Raw genomic sequence first — 17,002 nt, 5'->3', positions numbered from 1 at the left:
TCATTTTCCGGCAGATCCATTACTCTGAAGCGCAACTGTCGCTTCAGAGTTTATTCGTTCATGAAACAAGTCACCTTCGCTTCCCGCCATCACCAGCTCACCAATATCAACACCTGGACGCCAGATAGCCAGTGGCTGGCCTTTGACGTACGCCCATCCGGCGCATCGTTCACCGGTGAAACCATCGAGCGGGTAAATATCAGTACGGGCGAGGTTGAGGTGATTTATCGCGCCACAAACGGCGCGCATGTCGGGGTGGTGACCGTTCATCCTGCAGAAGACAAATATGTCTTTATCCATGGCCCGGAAAACCCGGATGCCGACTGGCAGTACGATTTTCACCATCGTCAGGGCGTGGTTGCGCACAACGGTCGGGTAGATAATCTCGATGCGATGGATATCACCGCACCCTACACCCCCGGCGCACTGCGCGGCGGCAGCCATGTCCATGTCTTTAGCCCGAACGGGCAGTTCGTCAGCTTCACCTATAACGACCATGTTCTGCACGCGCGCGACCCAGCGCTAGATTTGCGCAACGTGGGGGTCGCCGCGCCTTTCGGTCCCGTGAACCCACCGGCTACGCATCCCCGAGAATATGCGGGCACCTTCTGGAGCGTGCTGATCACTCGCACGACGCCGAACCCGCCGCCAGGCAGCGATGCGATCAATCGCGCCTACGAAGAGGGCTGGGTAGGGAACCATGCGCTGGCGTTTATTGGCGATACCCTGTCTGAGAAAGGCGACAAGGTGCCGGAGCTCTTTATTGTCGATTTACCGAAAGATGAGCAGGGCTGGAAGCACGCCGGGGATGCACCGCTACAGGGTACGCCAGAGACCCTGCCGGCACCTCCGGCGGGCGTGGTGCAGCGTCGGTTAACCTTTACGCATCAGAATGCGTACCCGGGGCTTGTGAACGCGCCGCGCCACTGGGTGCGTAGCAATCCGCAAGGTACGCAGATTGCCTTTTTAATGCGCGATAACCAGGGAGTGGTGCAACTCTGGCTTCTCTCTCCCGAGGGCGGCGAGCCGCGCCAGTTAACCGCTAACCGCAGCGATATTCAGTCGGCCTTCAACTGGCACCCGTCCGGCAACGGGCTGGGATTTGTACTGGAAAATCGTCTTGCATACTGCGATGCGGCGACGGGGAGCGTGACGTTTTTGACGTCCGATCACGGCAATCCGCCTTCTGCGGATGCCGTGGTCTTTTCACCGAATGGGCGTTATATCGCCTGGATGGAAGAGGCGGAGGGCTTCCGCCAGCTGTGGATCACTGAAACCGGGCGCTGATCAGCGCACGGGCATGGCTGCAGGGGGAATAACCGAGTTGGTGGCCAGCGTCTCCTGCTCGCTTTTTTCAACGCGCGAGCGCACGGAGCTGTCCGTACGGAAGAAATCCCAGGGTAGCAGAAGCGTATCGAATACCGCCGTAAAGGGCATATCCAGAATCACCAGAGATTTGGTGCCCCAGTTGGTGTCATCATCTGACAACATTGTGGCACTGGCTCGCGTGCCGGGATAGGTCCCTTCTTTACCGCCGGTGTGCGACATCACGCTTGAACATCCGCAAAGCAACACCACCGCGCTGAACGTCGTCAACTTTATCAGAACATTTTTCATCATCAGTTTGTCATCATCAATGGCGCGATATGAACCAGCAACCCGGTTTATAACGGGCCATATGCAAATTGAACAGTTGAAAAGCGCCGCTCTGTGGCAGCCATCGCAATTTAACCCTTTGTGCTGCCATCCCAGTCTAAGCCAGTGACAGTAAAGTGCAAAAAAAACTGTTCAGGATCCGCTTGAAATGATCGAAATCAGACCCATTTTAGAGATGTGTCCATGAACAAACGCGCCTGATGGGTGTTTGGGATACCGCAGCCTGTCCATGGTGGAAGGCTACAATTTCTCGCTGATTTCAGGAGTTTTAACTTATGCGTAATTTCGATCTCTCCCCGCTATACCGTTCTGCAATTGGTTTTGACCGCCTGTTCAACCATTTAGAAAATAACCAGAGCCAGAGCAACGGCTACCCTCCTTACAATGTTGAACTGGTTGACGAAAACCACTACCGCATCGCCATTGCCGTCGCCGGTTTTGCAGAGAGCGAACTGGAGATCACCGCCCAGGATAATCTGCTGCTGGTGAAAGGCTCGCATGCGGCCGAACAGAAAGAGCGTACCTACCTCTATCAGGGCATCGCCGAGCGTAACTTTGAACGCAAGTTCCAGCTTGCTGAGAACATTCACGTTAAAGGCGCAAATCTGGTCAACGGCCTGCTGTTTATCGAACTGGAACGTGTGATTCCGGAAGAGAAAAAACCGCGTCGTATCGAAATCAACTAATTAGACGGGTCGCCATCGCGGCCCACTCAGAATTGCTTGCCGAACCGGGAGCATAGGCGAATCCGTAAGGATTTGCAGGAACAACTGCGCACAAAATTAGACTGTGCCGAACTCGCTTCTCAGAAGGAGATTTAGTATGCGTAACTACGATTTATCCCCCCTGCTGCGTCAGTGGATTGGTTTTGACAAACTGGCTAACGCCCTGCAAAGCACCACCGAGCAACAGACATTTCCGCCGTACAATATCGAAAAAAGCGACGATAACCACTATCGCATCACCCTTGCGGTAGCCGGATTCCGCCAGGACGATCTGGATATTCAGCTTGAAGGAACGCGCCTGACCGTGAAAGGTACCCCGGAAAAACAAGAAACCGAGACGAAGTGGCTGCATCAGGGTCTGGTGACGCAGCCGTTCAGCCTGAGCTTTACGCTGGCGGACCATATGGAAGTCTCTGGTGCGACCTATACCAACGGTCTGCTACATATCGATCTGACCCGCAACGTGCCGGAAGCAATCGCTCCGCAGCGTATCGCCATTAGCGAACGCCCTGCGTTAAACAGCTAACAGTATGCGGGCTGATGCCTTCTCCCACTGGGGGAGGGCGCAAACACTAAAAACGGTCACCTTCGGGTGACCGTTTTGCTTTTACCTTCGGTTTTTTTGTGCGCCATCGCCCATACAACCGTCACCGGCTCTGAGAGAATCCCCACCATAACTAAGGTTATGCACAGGGAGTGGATCATGAGTGATATCGCGTTAACCGTCAGCGTGTTGGCCCTGGTTGCAGTAGTAGGACTGTGGATTGGCAACATCAAAATCCGCGGCGTCGGGTTTGGGATTGGCGGGGTCCTGTTCGGCGGGATTTTTGTTGGCCATTTTGCCGACCAGTTTGGGCTGGTACTCAGCGCCGATATGCTCCACTTCATCCAGGAGTTCGGCCTGATCCTCTTCGTCTACACCATCGGTATTCAGGTCGGTCCGGGATTTTTCGCCTCCCTGCGCGTCTCCGGGCTACGGCTAAACCTCTTTGCCCTTGGTATCGTGGTGATGGGCGGGCTGGTTACCGCCATACTGCACAAAATCTTTGCTATCCCTCTGCCGGTGGTACTGGGTATTTTCTCCGGCGCGGTCACCAATACGCCGGCGCTCGGGGCGGGCCAGCAAATTCTGCGTGATTTGGGGATCGAGCCCGGCATTGTCGACCAGATGGGGATGAGTTACGCCATGGCTTATCCGTTTGGCATCTGCGGTATTCTGCTCTCTATGTGGCTGGTACGGGTGCTGTTTCGTATCAACGTCGAAGAGGAGGCGAAGGCGCACGAAACTGCGCATACCAACGGCCATATGCCGATCAAAACCATCAACATTCGTGTCGACAACCCCAATCTCAATAAGCTGGCGATTCAGGATGTGCCGATCCTGAACAGCGTAAATGTGGTCTGCTCGCGCCTGAAGCGGGAAGAGATACTGATGGTGCCGTCACCGGGCACGGTGATCCATACCGGAGATTTGCTGCACCTGGTTGGTCAGCCTGACGATCTGCACAATGCGCAGCTGGTCATTGGCAAGGAGGTCGATACCTCGCTTTCCACCCGCGGCACCGATATGCGCGTAGAGCGCGTCGTCGTCACCAACGAGCATGTTCTTGGAAAGAAAATCCGCGATCTGCAGGTAAAAGAGCGGTATGACGTGGTGATCTCCCGGCTTAATCGCGCCGGGGTTGAGCTGGTCGCCAGCCAGGACGCCAGCCTGCAGTTTGGGGATATCCTCAACCTGGTTGGGCGCCCATCCTCTATCGATGCCGTGGCGGATATGGTGGGCAACGCCCAGCAAAAATTGCAGCAGGTACAGATGCTACCGGTCTTCATCGGCATTGGCCTGGGCGTGCTGCTGGGCTCCATTCCGCTGTACGTGCCGGGCTTCCCGGTGGCGCTCAAGCTGGGGCTGGCGGGCGGGCCGCTGATTATGGCGCTGATCCTCGGGCGCATCGGTTGTATCGGCAAGCTTTACTGGTTTATGCCGCCGAGCGCCAACCTGGCGCTGCGCGAACTGGGGATCGTGCTCTTTCTGGCCGTGGTCGGGCTGAAGTCCGGCGGAGATTTTATCGCTACCCTGGTCAAGGGCGAAGGGATGAGCTGGATTGGCTACGGGATCGTTATCACGGCCATCCCGCTTTTGACGATGGGGATCCTGGCGCGAATGTTCGCCAGAATGAACTACCTGACGATTTGCGGTATGTTGGCCGGCTCCATGACCGATCCCCCTGCGCTGGCCTTTGCTAACAACCTGCACGCCACCAGCGGCGCGGCGGCGCTGTCTTACGCCACGGTCTATCCGCTGGTGATGTTCCTGCGCATTATTACCCCGCAGCTACTGGCGGTGCTGTTCTGGGGGGCGGGTTAACAACGCTGCCCGCATTAGGCTATGCTGAAGCCAGGCCGTAGCACGACAAGGACTCTTGATGAAAATTTCCCGCCTCGGCGAAGCGCCGGACTACCGCTTCTCTCTGGCTAATGAACGCACTTTCTTAGCGTGGATCCGTACCGCACTGGGCTTTCTGGCCGCCGGGGTGGGTCTTGACCAGCTGGCGCCTAATTTTGCCACGCCGCTGATCCGTGAAGTGCTGGCGCTGCTGCTGTGCCTGTTCGCCGGCGTGCTGGCTATCTACGGCTACCTGCGCTGGCTGCGTAATGAGAAGGCGATGCGACTCAAGCAGGATCTGCCCTATACGCGCGGGTTATTCATCATCAGCGCGATTCTGCTGACGGTGGCAGGCGTAGTGATGGTGCTGGTTTTCTATGGCGGATAGCCGCAAAGCGCGACGCGAAGCGGACCCCGGCCTGCAGCCGGAGCGGACATCACTCGCCTGGCTGCGCACGCTGCTGGGGTACGGCGCCCTGATTGCGCTGGCGATTAAACACAACTGGCACCGTACCGGCCTGCCGTTCTGGATCTCACTGGTGGTGCTGGCGCTGGTGGCCCTTATGTTATGGCGTTATACCCGCAGCCGTAACCTGATGGACGTCACGCAGGATGAATTCGTACAGCCGAAAGCCGTCCGGGATAAGCTCTTGATCGCGCTTGCGGTGCTGTCGCTCTCTCTGCTGTTTGCGGTGACGCACCTGGAGGTTATTTTTTCCCTTTAGCCAGATATGTCGCCATCTCCTCTTCCGGGACCATGCCGCCGCCGGTCGCCCAGACCAGATGGGTGGCCTGTGCATCTGCTTTGAAACGCACCGGGCCGGCCATACCCGCCAGCGCCGACGGCTCCAGACGAATATTTTCCGCCTGCGCCAGCCAGCCGAGCATGTCATACATGCTCTGATCGGACAGGGTATAGAATCCGTCCAGTAACCGCTCCATCGCGCGCCCCACGAAGCCAGAGGCCCGACCTACCGCCAGTCCGTCTGCCGCCGTCACGTTATCGATACCGAGATCCTGCACCGCAATGTCGTCGTGCAGTCCGGTGTAGACCCCCAGCAGCATGCACGGGGAGTGCGTCGGCTCGGCGAAGAAGCAGTGGACGTTATCACCAAAAGCCAGCTTCAGGCCAAACGCCACGCCGCCGGGGCCGCCGCCAACGCCGCACGGCAGGTAAACATACAGCGGATGTTGAGCATCGACCACGCGGCCCTGTTCGGCAAACTGGGCCTTCAGGCGCTCGCCCGCTACCGCATAGCCCAGGAACAGGGTGCGGGAGTTTTCATCGTCAATAAAGAAACAGTTTGGGTCGTTTTCGGCCGCTTTTCGTCCCTGTTCCACCGCCACGCCGTAGTCCTGCTCATATTCCACAACGATCACGCCGTGGCTGCGTAGTTTGGCTTTCTTCCATTCGCGGGCATCGGCAGACATATGCACCGTCACCTTAAAACCGAGGCGGGCGCTCATCATGCCGATGGACATCCCGAGGTTGCCGGTTGAGCCCACCGCAATGCTGTACTGGCTAAAGAACGCCTTAAAGCGGGGCTCCAGCAGGATGCTGTAGTCGTCATTGAGGTTCAGCAAGCCTGCTTCCAGCGCCAGTTTTTCCGCATGCGTCAGCACCTCATAGATGCCGCCGCGGGCTTTAATGGAGCCGGAGATGGGCAGATGGCTGTCTTTTTTTAGCAGCAGCGTGCCGGGTATCGCGACACCCGTTTCGCTCGCCAGCCGTGTCTGCATCGCCGGTATCGCGACCAGCTCGGATTCGATAATTCCGCCCGCTGCTGCCGTTTCCGGGAAGGCTTTCGCCAGATATGGCGCGAAGCGGCTGAGGCGAGCATGCGCGTCGTTGACGTCGTCCTGGGTCAGCCCGACATAAGGCAAGCCTTGCGCAAGGGTTGTGGCGCGCGGGTTAAGCCAGGTGAGCTCTTTCAGGGCGATCAGATCGGCAACCAGGGGGAATTTGGCGGTCAGCGTGTTAACGGCGTCGTTATTCATAATCTGTCTCAGAAATTAGTTCATTCTGACTCTACACGAAATGGCAAAAAGCGTGCTAAATACGGCTTATTACTTTCGATTTTTTCGCAAGGTTGATCGTGTTAAGACCCTTAATGGCCACCCTCTTATTGTGCGCTTCTGGCTGGGCCGCCGCCGCGGAGCCGCCGCTGACGGCGGCACGTTATGCTCAGCAGTTGGGCGTGGGAATGGATGTTGACTGGGCGCGTACCGAGCGTGGTATACGCGAATTTGACCCGCTGGTGGTGCGTGACTTTCACGCTAAAGGACTAAGCCATGTGCGTATCCGCGTTGCGGGGGCACCCACCGAGGCGCGGCTGATTCATCTGCGTAAGCTGGTGGAGGCGTGCGAGCAGTACGGCGTGATCCCGATTATCACTTATCAGGCGGATGCCTGGAAAAGCGACCCGAAGCCGGAAAATGAGAAAGCGGTAGTGAACTGGTGGATAGCGGTAGCCCGCTATTTCGGCCAGAGTTCTCCGCTGCTGGGTTTTGATCTGATTTATGAGCCTGCCGAAAAGCTCAACCATAACCTCGCTGCGCTTAATCGTGTCTACGAAAAAACCATCAAAGCCATTCATGGCATCGACCCGCAGCGGATGATTTTTATCGCCCCACGTCTGCGGGCCGCACCTGAGGATCTTTCCGGCCTGAAATTGCCGGCCCACAGCCAGGGCTATGTACTGGCAGAGTGGCACATCTTTCCCTGGGGGCCGCTGAAGAGTAACGGCAAATACCCCTGGACCTCCGGCACGGCGGCCGAAAAGGTGGCGATTCATGGGCGGATAAGCGCGGCCCTGCGCTGGCAGCAAAAAACCGGGCACAGCAGCTGGGTAGGGGGCTGGACGGTAGGGGAGACCATCAACTCTACGCCTACGGCCTCGCAGCTGGCCTTTGCTACCTTTATGGCCTGTGAACTGCAAAAGGCAAAAATACCCTATGCCATCAATGCGGATAATCAATTCTACGACGGAGAAGAGGGGGCGTGGCGACCCTCATCAGAGCCGTTACTGCAAACGATGATAGCCCCGCGCTGTGAAAAGCCCGACGAGAAGTCGGGCCATCATGGGATTAAACCGGCTGCTCGTGATGCGGCACGCGCGACGCCAGCGGCAGCCAGCACAGCAAAATCAGCAGCCCCATCAGCGTCATCAGCAAACCTAAACTAGCCTGTCCGGTTTGCGGCATCATGGCGGAAAGCCAGGCCAGCGCGCCAGAACCGATGTTCTGCAAGCCGCCAACCAGTGCGCCGGCGGTGCCTGCCAGGAACGGAAACGGCTCCATCGCGCCGCTGGTGGCGAGCGGGAACAGCATTCCCGCCCCGAAGAAGAACAGCGCCGCCGGGATGAGCAGCGTCCAGACGGTCATCACGCCAAACAGCCCTGGGATCCACATCATCAGCCCCGCCAGCAGACAGCTGATAACGGACTGCCACATCAGCGTGGAGAAACGCTTGTTGGGGCGACCCGCGAACCAGGCGCCGAAGAACGCCGCCGGGATCGGCAAAATAAACAGAATACTTACCACCATGCTGCTCAGGCCAAGCCCCGCACCCAGCAGCACCCCGGAACAGGCTTCAAACACCGCGATACCCGCCAGGCCACCAATCAGCATCAGCAGATAGCAAGTAAACGCCCCGTTGCCGAACAGCGTCTTATAGCTGGTGAGAAGTTTGGTGCGCGGCGCATCCACCGGACGCGTTTCCGGCATCCAGCGCGCCATGCTGAAGGTGACTATCACGCACAGCACCAGCAAGAAGGCGTAGCAGGCGCGCCAGGACCACACCGTATCCAGCAGGCCGCCAATCAGCGGTGCCAGTAGCGGACTGACCAGAATGCCCATATTCAGCAGGCTGTTAGCATGACGTAGCTGGGTGCCCTGATACATATCGCGCGGTAAGGTGCGCGCCATCACTCCACCGACGCCGGTTCCGACACCCTGCAGGGCGCTGGCGGCGATCAGGACGGTCAGGCTATGGGTCGCGATCGCTATCACGGTCGCGACCATAAAAATGGTCATGCCCACCAGGATCACCGGACGACGCCCGACCCGATCAGAGAGCGGCCCGTAGAAGAGCTGCGATACGCCATAGGTCAGCAGGTAGGCCGCCATTACGCTCTGTACTGCGCCCTCGCGGACATTCAGTTCCTTTGCCATATCGGCAATCGCCGGTATGTAGATGGTTTGCGCCATCTGCCCGACGGCCACCAGTAACACCAGCATCAACAATAAATTAACGTTCCGTTGCTTTTTCATGTCGCTGAATATGTTTGCTTAAAGATAAAAGAAAGAATAAGTGACTGCGCATTCCCATAAATGCGCGAGGAATCTACCACAATGAGATGACAATTTAAGCATTGCGATAAGGAATGGAAAAACCGGGTCAGGCAGGATTTGTAAACATGAGCGGCAACGAATGTTGCCATGAATTTATGCCAGGCGAAGCAGCATGGCTCCGCCTGCTATACCCAACGCCGCAGCGATGCGTAAACCGGCAACCTTTTCTTTTAAAAGCACAAAGGCGATAAGCGCCCCGAAGAGTATCGAGGTTTCGCGCAGGGCAGCAACGACGGCAAGCGGTGCCTGGGTCATCGCCCATAACGCCAGACCGTAGGATCCCAGCGTGCCCACGCCACCGAGCAACCCTTTTTTCCAGTGCAGGCACAGATAACGGGTGGCTTCCCGGCGGCGGGCCACCATCGCCCAGGCGAGCAGGCAGAAGCCGTTCATCAGAAAGGTCCAGAGCGTATAGCCCAGCGCGGTATCAGACAGACGCACGCCGGTGCCGTCCACCAGGGTGTAACCGGCAATAAAACAGGCATTCAGCAACGCCAGCCCGATCCCTTTACGCGATCGCATGCGACCGTTCATCGCCATGGCAAGAATCGACAGGCAGATCACCCCGATGCCGGACCATGCCAGTCCTGAGAGGCTATCCCCCAGCGCCAGCACGCTGATTAGCGCCACCAGCAGCGGCGCCGTGCCGCGCATAAGCGGGTAGGTCTGGCTCATATCAGAGACCTGATAGGTCTTTGCTACCAACACCGTGTACACCACCTGCAGCGCGCAAGAGACGACCAAAAACGGCCAGCTGGCAGCAGAGGGTTGTGGAGAGAAAGGGAGTATTACCAGAGCGATAAGCGCGGCAGAGCCGCTCACGCCGATCGCGGAGTAGAGTTTGTCCGTTCCGGCTTTGACGATGGCATTCCAGCTGGCATGCAGCAGAGCGGCAAACAACAGAATGCAGAAAACGGTGAGGGTCATAGCGTATCGGGTGGTGAATTGTCATCTAACTGTAACATTCACACCCTAGCCTGCCAGGCGGTTATACCGCACAGAAAAGGCGGTGCGTCACCCGGGGTTCGTCGCAGACCAGCGTAAAACCAGCCCGATGATAAAATCCGTACGCGGTGTCCGGTGCATGGGTATTCAGAAAATCAAACCAGATGCTGGCATCGGCCATTACGACGGTCAAAAGCTGCTTCCCGATACCCAGCCCCCGGCACTTCTCGCTGACGTAAAGGTGGCGAATACGCCCCGCACGGGGCTGCTGGCTAAAGGGATCGCGGTTTAAGCCGCACACGCCCACCAGCTTGCCGTTAAGAAACGCTCCCAGCAGCTTTTCGCCCGGTGCGTTAAAGCGATTCTCACCCCGCTGCCAGTTCTCTTCCAGCCTGCGCAGCATATTGAAACGTAGCGCAATACTCTCTGCCTTCAGGGCGATATATCCCGGTTCGTCCGGGGTGACAGGCTCAATTAACAGACGCGACATAGCATTCCCTCGTTATTAAAGAGGGGCGGTTTCCCGCCCCTCTCAGGTGCGACTTGAACCTGAATTACCGAGTGTATTTCAGGACAGCATCAAGCAGTTGCAGTGCTGCAACAATGAGTTTGAGGATAAGTACAACCATATCCACTACGCTCATACGCGTCTCCTTTTGGTAAAAAGGAGCACGATGCTGGCGTACCTTTCCGCCGCCTGTTACCAGCACCTGGATTGACGTAACACAGTGTGCTCACTTCAGGGGGTTAAGGCACTGACGGCACCACCCGTTTCAGCCAGGACGTCGTTGCGCCGGTAGAACTGCGGCCCCCTCGCTCACTGCGAACAGACTCAGTATAGATAAATACTGTATGTATGAACAGTATTTTATGGACAAAAATCAGAAGGCGGTCCATACTCAAAAACGTCAAAATCCGTGCCAGAAATTGCGCGTTCGTCTTCGATCGCGTATACTTTTGCCGTTGACGTAACACAGTGTGTTCTGCGGAAACCAACCGCAACACCCTGATAAAAACCTCGCTTAGGCGAGGTTTTTTGTTTTCACGGCGCAACAAACGAAACGTGATCCCTGACGCATTTTTATGCGGATATCTATTTTTCCATTGTCACGCCTTAAAACCTGTGGTTGTATAAATTCTATCAATGATTCCAAACACAGGTTCCTCATGACTCCATCCCTGTTCACCGCGACCCTACTAAAAACTGCGCAACCCGCCGCAGTGGTCGTCGTGCGTGTGGTGGTCGTCGTCGGCAATGCGCCGTAGGGACTGGATCAACACACGAATCCAAAACCCCGCCGGCGCAAACCGGGCGGGGTTTTTCGTTTTAGCGACCCTCTCCCGGAAAGTCGGCTCAGATCAGAATAAAAGGACTGGAGCATGGCAAGTTCGGGCACAACATCCAACAAGACGCGTTTTACGGGCGCGCAGTTAATCGTTCATTTACTGGAACGGCAGGGCATCACCACGGTGGCGGGTATCCCTGGCGGCACGGTACTCCCGCTGTATGATGCGTTAAGCCAGAGCAGCAAAATCCGCCACGTACTGGCACGCCACGAACAGGGCGCGGGTTTTATCGCCCAGGGCATGGCGCGTACCCAGGGTAAACCGGCGGTCTGTATGGCCTGTAGCGGCCCGGGGGCCACTAACCTGGTCACCGCCATCGCCGATGCGCGTCTCGACTCTATCCCCCTGATCTGCATTACTGGCCAGGTCCCCTCGTCCATGATCGGCACCGACGCCTTTCAGGAGGTAGATACCTACGGCATCTCTATCCCCATCACCAAACATAACTACTTAGTTCGCGATATCGCCGAGCTTCCGCAGGTTATCAGCGATGCGTTCCGCATTGCGCAGTCCGGCCGCCCAGGCCCGGTGTGGATAGACATTCCTAAGGATGTCCAGACCGCAGAGATCGACATCGATGTCCTGCCAGAGCCGGGCGATCGCGCCCCTGCGCCAGAATTCAGCGCAGAGAGCGTGCGTGATGCCGCGGCCATGATTAACGCCGCCAAACGCCCGGTACTCTATCTGGGCGGCGGGGTGATCAACGCGCCGGAGGCGGTGCGCGAGCTGGCCGAAAAGGCGCAATTACCCACCACCATGACGCTGATGGCGCTGGGTATGTTGCCAAAAGCGCACCCGCTGTCGCTGGGCATGCTGGGGATGCACGGCGCGCGCAGCACCAACTACATCCTGCAAGAGGCGGACTTACTGATTGTGCTCGGGGCACGTTTTGATGACCGGGCGATTGGTAAAACCGAGCAGTTCTGCCCGAACGCGAAAATCATTCATGTGGATATCGACCGCGCCGAGCTGGGTAAAATTAAGCAGCCGCACGTGGCCATTCAGGGGGATGTGGGCGAAGTGCTGGCCCAGTTGACGCCGCAAATTGAGGCGGCCCCGCGTGCGGAGTGGCACCAGCTGGTGGCCGATTTACAACAGGAGTTCCCGGGTGCCATCCCAACCGGGGGCGATCCGCTGAGCCACTATGGCCTGATCAACGCCGTGGCCGCCTGCGTGGACGACAGCGCCATTATCACCACCGACGTGGGCCAGCATCAGATGTGGACTGCGCAAGCCTATCCATTGAACCGTCCCCGTCAGTGGCTCACCTCTGGCGGCCTGGGCACCATGGGCTTTGGCCTGCCTGCGGCGGTGGGGGCGGCGCTGGCCAACCCGGATCGCAAAGTAATCTGCTTCTCCGGCGATGGCAGCCTGATGATGAATATTCAGGAGATGGCGACCGCGGCGGAAAACCAGTTAGACGTGAAAATTATTCTGATGAATAACGAAGCGCTGGGGCTGGTACACCAACAGCAGAGTCTGTTTTACAAGCAGGGCGTCTTTGCGGCGACCTATCCGGGGATGATTAATTTTATGCAGATTGCCGCCGGGTTTGGTCTGCACACTTGCGATTTGAATGCCGAAGCCGATGCGCATGCCGCCCTGCAGGCGGCGATTTCCCGCCCTGGCCCGGCGCTGATCCACGTGCGTATCGACGCGCAACAAAAAGTCTATCCGATGGTCCCACCCGGTGCGGCCAATACAGAAATGGTGGGGGAATAAGCCATGCAGAAACAACACGACAACGTCATTCTCGAACTTACCGTCCGCAACCACCCGGGGGTGATGACCCACGTCTGCGGGCTGTTTGCCCGCCGCGCATTCAACGTGGAAGGCATTCTTTGTTTGCCAATTCTGGGCAGTGAACACAGCCGCATTTGGCTACTGGTCAACGATGACCAGCGCCTGGAGCAGATGATGGCGCAGATCGATAAGCTGGAAGATGTGACCAAAGTGGTGCGTAACCAGTCCGATCCAACCATGTTTAACAAAATTGCGGTCTTCTTCGAATAAATCGCTCATTGCTTGAACGCCCGCGCGCTTATCGTTAAGGTAAGCGCGTTTTTTTATCCGCCCGCCAGGAACGCACATGACCACCATTGCCCTCATCGACGACCATCTTATCGTCCGCTCCGGCTTCGCCCAGTTGCTGAGTCTGGAGGCCGATTTCCAGGTTGTTGCGGAATTTGGCTCTGGCCGTGAGGCGCTGGCAGGTCTGCCGGGGCGCGGGGTGCAGGTCTGTATCTGCGATATCTCCATGCCGGATCTCTCCGGTCTTGAACTGTTAAGCCAACTGCCGAAAGGGATGGCGACCATCATGCTGTCGGTTCACGACAGCCCGGCGCTGGTGGAGCAGGCGCTTAACGCGGGGGCGCGTGGGTTCCTCTCAAAACGCTGTAGTCCGGACGAACTGATTGCCGCCGTACGCACCGTTGCCACCGGCGGCTGTTATTTAACCCCGGATATCGCCGTCAAGCTGGCGACCGGACGCCAGGATCCGCTCACAAAGCGTGAACGTCAGGTGGCAGAGAAACTCGCCCAGGGAATGTCGGTTAAAGAAATTGCCGCTGAATTGGATCTATCGCCAAAGACCGTGCACGTTCACCGGGCAAACCTGATGGAAAAACTGGGCGTCAGTAACGACGTTGAGCTGGCCCGGCGTATGTTTGATAACTGGCAATGAACCCGGTGTTTTCGCGGCTGATCGCCGTCGTTGCCAGCTTTTTTATCTTCTCCGCCGCCTGGTTCTGCCTGTGGAGTATTAGCCTGCATCTGGTTGAACGGCCCGAACTGGCAGTGCTGCTGTTCCCGTTCGGCCTGCGTCTTGGACTGATGCTGCAATGCCCGCGCGGCTACTGGCCGGTGCTGCTGGGCGCGGAGTGGCTGATGCTGTTCTGGCTGGCGCAGGAAGTGGCGCTGGCCCATCTGCCATTATTGATGATCGGGAGTGTGCTGACGCTTCTTCCGGTCACGCTGATCTCGCGCTATCGCCATCAACGGGACTGGCGCACGCTGCTGTGGCAAGGCGCGGCGCTGATGGCCGCCGCGCTGTTACAGTCATTGCCGTGGCTCGGCGAGCAAGAGATGCTGAACGCCCTGCTGTTGACCCTCACCGGCGGTCTGACGCTGGCCCCCACCTGTCTGGTTATCTGGCACTACCTCACCAGCACCGTCTGGCAGCCGCTCGGCCCGGCGCTGGTCTCCCAGCCGGTAAACTGGCGCGCCCGGCACCTTATCTGGTATCTGCTGCTGTTTGTTCTGAGCCTGTGGCTGCAGCTTGGCCTGCCCGCCGAGCTTTCCCGCTTTACGCCGTTTTGTCTGGCGCTGCCGATTATCGCCCTCGCCTGGCACTATGGCTGGCAGGGGGCGCTGATCGCGACCCTGATGAACGCCATCGCGCTGATCGCCAGCCAGACATGGCACGATCACCCCGTTGATTTGCTGCTCTCGCTGCTGGCCCAGAGCCTGACCGGGCTGCTGCTGGGGGCGGGTATCCAGCGTCTGCGCGAACTGAATCAGTCCCTGCAAACCGAGCTGGCGCGCAACCGGCTTCTGGCAGAGCGTCTGCTGGAGACCGAAGAGAGCGTGCGCCAGGAAGTGGCCCGCGAGCTGCACGATGACATCGGCCAGACCATCACCGCTATCCGCACCCAGGCGGGCATTGTCCAGCGTCTGGCGGCGGAAAACGCAGGCGTGAAGCAGGGTGGGGCGCATATCGAGCAGTTGTCGCTGGGGGTGTACGATTCCGTGCGCCGCCTGCTCGGCAGACTGCGCCCGCGCCAGCTCGACGACCTTTCGCTTGAGCAGGCGGTGCGCTCCCTGATGCGCGAAATGGAGCTGGAAAGCCGGGGCATCGTCAGCCATCTCGACTGGAATATTGATGAACGGACGCTGAGCGAAGGCCAGCGCGTCACGCTGTTCCGCGTCTGCCAGGAGGGGCTAAACAACGTGGTGAAACACGCCAACGCCAGCGCGGTTACGCTGCAGGGCTGGCAGCAGGAAGACCGCCTGATGTTGATTATTGAAGACGATGGCTGCGGCCTGCCGCCGGGCTCCGGCCAGCAGGGCTTTGGCCTGGCGGGGATGCGCGAGCGCGTCGTGGCGCTGGGCGGTACCCTGACCCTCTCCTGCACGCACGGCACGCGCGTCAGCGCCAGTTTGCCGCTACGGAGTCACCATGTTTAACACCCCCGCCAATGCCGCGCCCGTCGGCAACCAGGCCGACATCGACGCCCGGTACCGCTACTGGCGGCGCCATATCCTGATCACTATCTGGCTCGGCTATGCGCTGTTTTACTTCACCCGCAAAAGCTTTAACGCCGCCGCGCCGGAAATCCTCGCCAGCGGTGTGATGACCCGCACCGATATCGGCCTGCTGGCGACGCTGTTTTACATCAGCTACGGCCTGTCGAAGTTCTTCTCCGGTATCGTCAGCGACCGCTCTAACGCCCGCTACTTCATGGGCACGGGGCTGATCGCCACCGGCGTGGTGAACATCCTGTTCGGCTTCTCCACCTCCCTGTGGGCGTTTGCCCTGCTGTGGGCCCTGAACGCCTTTTTCCAGGGCTGGGGGGCACCGGTGTGCGCCCGCCTGCTCACCACCTGGTACTCACGCAATGAGCGCGGCGGCTGGTGGGCAATCTGGAACACGGCGCATAACGTCGGCGGGGCGCTGATCCCCATCGTGGTGGGCGCGGCGGCGCTGCACTACGGCTGGCGTGCGGGAATGATGATTGCGGGCGGGCTTGCCATCCTCGCCGGGCTGTTCCTCTGCTGGCGCCTGCGCGATAAGCCGCAGACCGTCGGGCTTCCCCCCGTTGGCGACTGGCGGCATGACGAGATGGAGATCGCCCAGCAGCAGGAGGGGGCGGGGCTGACGCACAAAGCGATTCTGACGAAATATGTGCTGAAAAATCCCTACATCTGGCTGTTATCGCTGTGCTACGTGCTGGTGTATGTGGTGCGCGCGGCGATCAACGACTGGGGCAACCTGTACATGTCCGAGACGCTCGGCGTCGATCTGGTCACCGCCAACTCGGCGGTCACCATGTTCGAGCTGGGCGGATTTATCGGCGCGCTGGTGGCGGGCTGGGGATCGGACAAGCTATTTAATGGCAACCGCGGGCCGATGAACCTGATTTTCGCCGCCGGTATTTTGCTCTCCGTTGGCTCGCTGTGGCTGATGCCTTTTGCCAGCTATGTGATGCAGGCGGCGTGCTTCTTCACAATCGGCTTCTTCGTCTTTGGCCCACAGATGCTGATCGGCATGGCGGCGGCAGAGTGCTCGCACAAAGAGGCGGCAGGCGCGGCGACGGGCTTCGTCGGACTCTTTGCCTACCTCGGCGCATCGCTCTCTGGCTGGCCGCTGGCATGGGTGATCGACGTCTGGCACTGGAGCGGCTTCTTCGCGGTGATCGCCATCGCGGCGGGGATCTCTGCTCTGTTGTTGCTGCCGTTTTTGCACGCCCAGGCTCCGCGCGAAGCGTGACGCGCCTCACCTTTTGGCGCCGAGTGGCGCAAAACTAAGAAATTTTCCCGGTTTCACCTGGACGCTGTCTCAGGCGTTGCACCCGGCTGATTTTTACAATGCCTG

At 58.5% G+C, this 17,002-nt stretch carries 19 protein-coding genes and 1 other annotated feature; of the genes, 13 read left to right on the top strand and 6 right to left on the bottom strand.

The features are described 5' to 3' along the window. The first annotated feature begins 60 nt into the window (after nt 1-60). Nucleotides 61-1,287, top strand: a complete 1,227-nt coding sequence (locus tag B3B59_RS00855; RefSeq protein ID WP_286807905.1) for a DUF3748 domain-containing protein — start codon at nt 61-63, stop codon at nt 1,285-1,287. On the opposite strand, the gene B3B59_RS00850 is transcribed toward B3B59_RS00855, so the two are convergent. Beyond that, nucleotides 1,288-1,620 (bottom strand): YceK/YidQ family lipoprotein, encoded by a 333-nt coding sequence (locus B3B59_RS00850; protein WP_040077750.1) that lies wholly within the window; start codon nt 1,618-1,620, stop codon nt 1,288-1,290. It lies immediately after the preceding gene. Nucleotides 1,621-1,864: 244 nt separating this feature from the next. Continuing rightward, nucleotides 1,865-1,938, top strand: a sequence feature (ROSE (Repression Of Heat Shock gene Expression) occurs in the 5'-region of heat shock genes and acts as an RNA thermometer to modulate expression.). On the opposite strand from B3B59_RS00850, the gene ibpA reads away from it, so the two are divergent. The 5 genes from ibpA to B3B59_RS00825 all read left to right on the top strand — a co-directional run bounded on the left by ibpA (nt 1,932) and on the right by B3B59_RS00825 (nt 5,489). Beyond that, complete coding sequence (gene ibpA, locus B3B59_RS00845) at nt 1,932-2,342, top strand: small heat shock chaperone IbpA (RefSeq protein ID WP_040077751.1); 411 nt, start codon at nt 1,932-1,934, stop codon at nt 2,340-2,342. (Overlaps the previous feature by 7 nt.) Nucleotides 2,343-2,478: 136 nt before the next feature. Next, the gene (gene ibpB, locus B3B59_RS00840; protein ID WP_040077752.1) at nt 2,479-2,907 is read left to right on the top strand and encodes a small heat shock chaperone IbpB; all 429 of its coding nucleotides are present in this window, start codon (nt 2,479-2,481) and stop codon (nt 2,905-2,907) included. 177 nt (nt 2,908-3,084) lie between these two features. Beyond that, nucleotides 3,085-4,746 (top strand): putative transporter, encoded by a 1,662-nt coding sequence (locus B3B59_RS00835; protein ID WP_207292688.1) that lies wholly within the window; start codon nt 3,085-3,087, stop codon nt 4,744-4,746. A gap of 58 nt (nt 4,747-4,804) precedes the next feature. Then, nucleotides 4,805-5,152 (top strand): YidH family protein, encoded by a 348-nt coding sequence (locus tag B3B59_RS00830; RefSeq protein WP_286807903.1) that lies wholly within the window; start codon nt 4,805-4,807, stop codon nt 5,150-5,152. Next, nucleotides 5,142-5,489 (top strand): DUF202 domain-containing protein, encoded by a 348-nt coding sequence (locus B3B59_RS00825; protein ID WP_040077756.1) that lies wholly within the window; start codon nt 5,142-5,144, stop codon nt 5,487-5,489. The genes B3B59_RS00830 and B3B59_RS00825 overlap by 11 nt, the downstream gene beginning before the upstream one ends. Here B3B59_RS00825 and dsdA read toward each other — a convergent pair. Then, nucleotides 5,473-6,762, bottom strand: a complete 1,290-nt coding sequence (gene dsdA, locus B3B59_RS00820; protein ID WP_263617378.1) for a D-serine ammonia-lyase — start codon at nt 6,760-6,762, stop codon at nt 5,473-5,475. The two genes, B3B59_RS00825 and dsdA, sit on opposite strands and share 17 nt — an antisense overlap. A 98-nt stretch (nt 6,763-6,860) precedes the next feature. Between dsdA and B3B59_RS00815 the strand changes: the two genes are divergently transcribed. Beyond that, on the top strand, nt 6,861-7,949 hold the full coding sequence (locus B3B59_RS00815; protein ID WP_286807902.1) for a cellulase family glycosylhydrolase: 1,089 nt from the start codon (nt 6,861-6,863) through the stop codon (nt 7,947-7,949). Here B3B59_RS00815 and emrD read toward each other — a convergent pair. The 4 genes from emrD to tisB form a co-directional block, all read right to left on the bottom strand. Next, a complete protein-coding gene (gene emrD, locus B3B59_RS00810) occupies nt 7,852-9,036 on the bottom strand; it encodes a multidrug efflux MFS transporter EmrD (RefSeq protein WP_040077760.1) in 1,185 nt (394 codons plus the stop codon). The genes B3B59_RS00815 and emrD overlap by 98 nt on opposite strands. A gap of 174 nt (nt 9,037-9,210) precedes the next feature. Next, nucleotides 9,211-10,044 carry an EamA family transporter gene (locus tag B3B59_RS00805; RefSeq protein ID WP_046886340.1) on the bottom strand — a complete coding sequence of 278 codons (834 nt, stop codon included), beginning with the start codon at nt 10,042-10,044 and terminating at the stop codon, nt 9,211-9,213. A 61-nt stretch (nt 10,045-10,105) separates the two neighbouring features. Further along, nucleotides 10,106-10,552, bottom strand: coding sequence for a GNAT family N-acetyltransferase (locus tag B3B59_RS00800; protein ID WP_040077762.1), 447 nt, complete (start codon nt 10,550-10,552; stop codon nt 10,106-10,108). 64 nt (nt 10,553-10,616) lie between these two features. Next, on the bottom strand, nt 10,617-10,706 hold the full coding sequence (gene tisB, locus B3B59_RS00795; protein WP_040077764.1) for a type I toxin-antitoxin system toxin TisB: 90 nt from the start codon (nt 10,704-10,706) through the stop codon (nt 10,617-10,619). Nucleotides 10,707-11,229: 523 nt separating this feature from the next. Here tisB and ivbL point away from each other — a divergent pair. The 6 genes from ivbL to B3B59_RS00765 all read left to right on the top strand — a co-directional run bounded on the left by ivbL (nt 11,230) and on the right by B3B59_RS00765 (nt 16,897). Then, on the top strand, nt 11,230-11,328 hold the full coding sequence (gene ivbL, locus B3B59_RS00790) for an ilvB operon leader peptide IvbL (RefSeq protein ID WP_088208941.1): 99 nt from the start codon (nt 11,230-11,232) through the stop codon (nt 11,326-11,328). A gap of 114 nt (nt 11,329-11,442) precedes the next feature. Then, nucleotides 11,443-13,131, top strand: coding sequence for an acetolactate synthase large subunit (gene ilvB, locus B3B59_RS00785; protein ID WP_286807901.1), 1,689 nt, complete (start codon nt 11,443-11,445; stop codon nt 13,129-13,131). 3 nt (nt 13,132-13,134) lie between these two features. Further along, nucleotides 13,135-13,422 (top strand): acetolactate synthase small subunit, encoded by a 288-nt coding sequence (gene ilvN, locus B3B59_RS00780; RefSeq protein WP_040077766.1) that lies wholly within the window; start codon nt 13,135-13,137, stop codon nt 13,420-13,422. A 76-nt stretch (nt 13,423-13,498) separates the two neighbouring features. Next, nucleotides 13,499-14,092 (top strand): transcriptional regulator UhpA, encoded by a 594-nt coding sequence (gene uhpA / locus B3B59_RS00775; protein WP_040077767.1) that lies wholly within the window; start codon nt 13,499-13,501, stop codon nt 14,090-14,092. After that, complete coding sequence (uhpB, locus tag B3B59_RS00770; RefSeq protein ID WP_286807900.1) at nt 14,089-15,594, top strand: signal transduction histidine-protein kinase/phosphatase UhpB; 1,506 nt, start codon at nt 14,089-14,091, stop codon at nt 15,592-15,594. The genes uhpA and uhpB overlap by 4 nt, the downstream gene beginning before the upstream one ends. Next, a complete protein-coding gene (locus tag B3B59_RS00765; RefSeq protein ID WP_040077770.1) occupies nt 15,587-16,897 on the top strand; it encodes an MFS transporter in 1,311 nt (436 codons plus the stop codon). Before uhpB ends, B3B59_RS00765 begins: the two co-directional genes overlap by 8 nt. The last annotated feature ends 105 nt before the right edge of the window (nt 16,898-17,002 follow it).

Origin of the sequence: Leclercia sp. UBA2479 (assembly GCF_002341985.1) — a bacterium.
GTDB classification, from domain to species: Bacteria; Pseudomonadota; Gammaproteobacteria; order Enterobacterales; family Enterobacteriaceae; genus Enterobacter; species Enterobacter pneumoniae.
This window is presented reverse-complemented; position numbering and strand designations above follow the sequence as displayed.